At 71.6% G+C, this 4212-nt stretch carries 5 protein-coding genes; all 5 read left to right on the top strand.

Going from position 1 to position 4212, the window contains the following annotated elements; all coding sequences use genetic code 11:
• Nucleotides 1-89 precede the first annotated feature (89 nt).
• Nucleotides 90-347, top strand: a complete 258-nt coding sequence (locus tag ACFU6K_RS32735) for a hypothetical protein (RefSeq protein ID WP_380669244.1) — start codon at nt 90-92, stop codon at nt 345-347.
• A 206-nt stretch (nt 348-553) separates the two neighbouring features.
• Nucleotides 554-1054, top strand: coding sequence for a GNAT family N-acetyltransferase (locus ACFU6K_RS32730; RefSeq protein WP_380669242.1), 501 nt, complete (start codon nt 554-556; stop codon nt 1052-1054).
• A 547-nt stretch (nt 1055-1601) separates the two neighbouring features.
• Nucleotides 1602-2627: a methionine ABC transporter ATP-binding protein gene (locus ACFU6K_RS32725; protein ID WP_074002359.1), complete on the top strand. Its 1026-nt coding sequence runs from the start codon at nt 1602-1604 to the stop codon at nt 2625-2627.
• Complete coding sequence (locus ACFU6K_RS32720; protein ID WP_380669240.1) at nt 2624-3352, top strand: methionine ABC transporter permease; 729 nt, start codon at nt 2624-2626, stop codon at nt 3350-3352. The genes ACFU6K_RS32725 and ACFU6K_RS32720 overlap by 4 nt, the downstream gene beginning before the upstream one ends.
• Before the next feature lie 57 nt (nt 3353-3409).
• On the top strand, nt 3410-4212 hold an 803-nt coding region (locus ACFU6K_RS32715; protein ID WP_380669238.1), incomplete at its 3' end, for a MetQ/NlpA family ABC transporter substrate-binding protein.

The following is a 4212-nucleotide window of genomic DNA, read 5'->3' as shown; positions in this document are numbered from 1 at the left end:
GGGGCGGGGGGGCCCCCCGGGCCCCCCCCTCCCGCGTCCGTGCCCCGGCCCGGGCGTAACCGGCCCCGCCCCGGGCCGTCATGCACGGTGTGTGCACCGCCCTCCCCTTCGCCCCCTCCGCCGAGGACGTCTACCTCGACGAGTGCCGCCGCCGCGCGGTCCGCGAGACCGTCGCCGCCCTGCCCGGTCGCTGTCCGCAGCTGATCGCCGCGCTCGCCGAGGATCCGCCGCCCACCTACCGCGAGCTCTCCGAGCGGCTCGGCATGCCGCGCGGCTCGATCGGCCCCACCCGCTCCCGCTGCCTGGCCTGCCTGCGGATGCTGCTCCACACCGAGCGCTACCCCTGACCGCGAGCCCGTGCGACCGGGCGGAGCCCGCGCGGTACGGGAGGTGACCCTCCTCACGTCGGCCCCCGCGAAGGTTGAGGGAAGCTGACACCCGGGTAGAGCGCTGGCGAACGCAGCCCTTGACGGTGGCGCGATCACTCGGATACTGAGCGTGAGCGCGCCTACCCTCCGCGCGCCGCGCACGACGACTGGGGAGGCCCCTCCACATGGGCATGAGCGTGATCATCTCGGCCGCGGAGGCCGAGGACGCGGAGCAGATCCTCAAGCTCCAGTACCTCGGCTACCAGCCCGAGGCCGAGCTGTACGGCGACTGGGCGATCGAGCCCCTGACGCAGAGCCTGGAGAGCCTGCGCGCCGAACTGTCCGAGCAGCACTTCCTGGTCGCCCGGCTGGGCGACGAGGTGGTCGGCACCGTCCGCGGCCACGTGGGCGCCGACGGCGTCGGCCGGATAGGGCGCCTGGTGGTCCATCCGCGGATGCAGCGCCACGGCCTCGGCGGCCGCCTGCTGGACGCGCTGGAGCGCCGCCTGGCCCAGGACGGCCAGGTGAGCGCCTACCGGCTGTTCACCGGCCACCGCAGCCTGGGCAACCTGCGGCTGTACGCTCGGCAGGGGTACCGTCAGACCCGGGTCGAGCAGGTCAGCACCCGGCTGAGCTTCGTCCACCTGGAGAAGCCGGCCGCCGCGCCGCTCGCCGCGACGGCCTGAGCCCGCCGCCCCCGCGCTTTCCCGGCGCCGCCACCATCCGGACCACCGGTGGCGGCGCCGAGCCGTATCCGCGCTGGTCAACGGTGGTGGGTGTCCGCGATGCGGACAGCTTCGGGAAACAATTGGGCAGGAATCGGCCCATCTGTTTTACTGGCTCACATGACTGCGACGACGAACTGGACCCCCACCGGCACCCTGCCGGCAGGTGAGCGTGCCATGTGTCGTCGAATGTGTCACTGCTGAGGGCCACCGCCCCCGGCGCCCCGCCGAGGGCGCCTCCTCCTCGCGCCCCGAAGCGAGACTCCGGCGTCGCTCCCGCCCGTGCGAGCGCGCCCCTCCTCCCGGACCCCTCCCTTTGCCGTGCCCGCCCACCCGCGGGCCCGGGTGACTCGTTAGGGCCACGCCGTCGCGCGGCCCGGCCGTCCAGCGGCCACGATCAAGGGGCGGCGGGTCCGGACCCTCCCGGCGCAGCGCCGTAACGCCGCCGGCCGCGAACCGGTCGGGCGGTCGAACCACGCCGCCCGCCCCCGACCCACGGAAAGCCGCTGTGATCACCACCACGGACCTGACGAAGGTCTACCGTTCCCGAGGCCGCGAGGTGACCGCCCTCGCCGGTGTCGACCTGCACGTCCGCCCGGGCGAGGTCTACGGAGTCGTCGGCACCAGCGGTGCCGGCAAGTCCACCCTCATCCGCTGCGTGAACATGCTGGAGCGCCCGACCTCCGGCACGGTCACCGTGGACGGGGTCGAGCTGACCGCGCTGTCCGGCGGCGAGAACCGGGCCGGCCGCGAACTGCGCGAGGCCCGCCGCCGCATCGGCATGGTCTTCCAGCACTTCAACCTGCTCTCCTCGCGGACGGTGCAGCAGAACGTCGAGCTCCCGCTGGAGATCGTCGGCCTGGACCGCACCGAGCGCCGCCGCAAGGCCGCCGAGCTGCTGGAGCTGGTCGGCCTCGGCGACAAGGCCCGCAGCTACCCCAACCAGCTCTCCGGCGGCCAGAAGCAGCGCGTCGGCATCGCCCGCGCGCTGGCCGGCGACCCGAAGGTGCTGCTCTCCGACGAGGCCACCTCGGCGCTCGACCCGGAGACCACCCGCTCGATCCTCAAGCTGCTGCGCGACCTCAACCAGCAGCTGGGCCTCACCGTGCTGCTGATCACCCACGAGATGGACGTCATCAAGTCCGTCTGCGACTCCGCCGCCCTGATGCGCGGCGGCCGGGTGGTGGAGTCCGGCGAGCTGACCGACCTGCTGGCGAAGCCCGGCTCGGAGCTGGCCCGCGAGCTGTTCCCGCTCAGCGAGTTCGGTACCGGCCACCCCGGCTCGACCGTGCTGGAGATCACCTTCCAGGGGGACAGCTCGGCCCAGCCGTTCGTCTCCCAGCTCGCCCGGACGTACCAGATCGACATCAACATCCTCGGCGCCGCGGTGGAGACCATCGCCGGCCGGATGGTCGGCCGGATGCGGGTCGAGCTGCCGGGCGGCCACCAGGACAACGTGGTGCCGATCGGCTACCTGCGCGAGCAGGGCCTGCAGGTGGACGTGATCGGTACGGCGAACGGAGCGGTGGCATGACCTGGGACCAGATGTGGGAGCTGATGTGGCCCGCCACCCAGGAGACCTTCCAGATGGTCGGGGTGTCCGCGTTCGTCACCGTGCTGCTCGGCCTGCCGCTGGGCGTGCTCCTGGTGCTCACCGACAAGGGCGGCCTGCTGGCCAACCGGGCCGTCAACAAGGCCATCGGCTTCGTCGTGAACATCGCCCGTTCGGTGCCGTTCATCATCCTGATGATCGCGCTGATCTCCTTCACCCGCTGGCTGGTCGGCACCTCCATCGGCTGGCAGGCGGCGACCGTGCCGCTGACCATCGGCGCCATCCCGTTCTTCGCCCGCCTGGTCGAGACCTCCGTCCGCGAGGTCGACCGGGGGCTGGTCGAGGCGGTCCAGTCGATGGGCGGCAGCACCTGGACGATCGTCCGCAAGACCCTGCTGCCCGAGGCCCTGCCCGGCATCGTGGCCTCGGTCACCACCACGGTCATCACCCTGGTCAGCTACTCCGCGATGGCCGGCACCGTCGGCGGCGGCGGCCTCGGCACCCTCGCCGTCAACTACGGCTACCAGCGCTTCGAGACCGCCTTCATGTGGGTCATCGTGGCCGAGCTGGTGATCATCGTCACCGCCGTCCAGCTGATCGGCGACTTCGCCGTGCGGCGGCTCTCCCACCGCGGCCGCACCGGCGGCCGGACCCGGCTGCTCGGCCGCACCCCGGCGGCTCCCGACAAGGACCTCGTCGGCTCCTAGACCTCCCTCGTCCGACCCCGGACGCGGCTCCCCGTTCCACGCAGAAAGGCACTTTTCGTGCGCAACGCCCTGAAGTTCACCAGCATCCTCGCCACCGCCGGCGTCGCCCTCTCGCTCGCCGCCTGCGGCAGCTCGGGCTCCTCCTCCTCGGACGCGAACGCGCCGCTGAAGGTCGTGGCCAGCCCCACCCCGCACGGCCAGATCCTGAAGTACGTCAAGGACAACCTCGCGGAGAAGGCGGGCCTCAAGCTCGACATCAAGGAGGTCACCGACTACGTGACCCCCAACACGGCGGTGCAGGACGGTTCGGCCGACGCCAACTACTTCCAGCACGTCCCGTACCTGGAGGACTTCAACAAGAAGCACGGCACGAACATCGTGTCGGTCGAGCCCGTGCACCTGGAGCCGCTGGGCCTCTACTCCAAGAAGGTCAAGGCGATCGCCGACCTGGCGGACGGCGCCACCATCGGCCTGCCGAACGACGCCACCAACGAGGGCCGCGCGCTCAAGCTGCTCGCCGACAACAAGCTGATCACCCTCAAGGACGGCGTCACCACCACCGCCACCCCGGCGGACGTGACCGGCAACCCGAAGAACCTCAAGTGGAAGGAGCTGGAGGCCGCCCAGCTGCCCCGCTCCGTCGCCGACCTCGACGCCGCCGTCATCAACGGCAACTACGCGATCGACTCCGGCCTGAAGCCGGCCACCGACGCCCTGGTGCTGGAGAAGGCCGAGGGCAACCCGTACGCCAACATCCTCGCCGTCAAGAAGGGCAAGGAGAACGACCCGCGGGTCAAGAAGCTGGCCGAGCTGCTGCACTCCGACGAGGTCAAGAAGTACATCAACGACACCTTCCAGGG

The sequence above is a fragment of the Kitasatospora sp. NPDC057512 genome (assembly GCF_042802135.1).
Classification (GTDB): Bacteria; Actinomycetota; Actinomycetes; order Streptomycetales; family Streptomycetaceae; genus Kitasatospora.
This window is presented reverse-complemented; position numbering and strand designations above follow the sequence as displayed.

Coding starts and splice junctions, on each gene's coding strand:
- ACFU6K_RS32720 (WP_380669240.1), top strand. CDS start 2,624: ATGACCTGGGACCAGATGTGGGAGCTGATGTGGCCCGCCACCCAGGAG.
- ACFU6K_RS32730 (WP_380669242.1), top strand. CDS start 554: ATGGGCATGAGCGTGATCATCTCGGCCGCGGAGGCCGAGGACGCGGAG.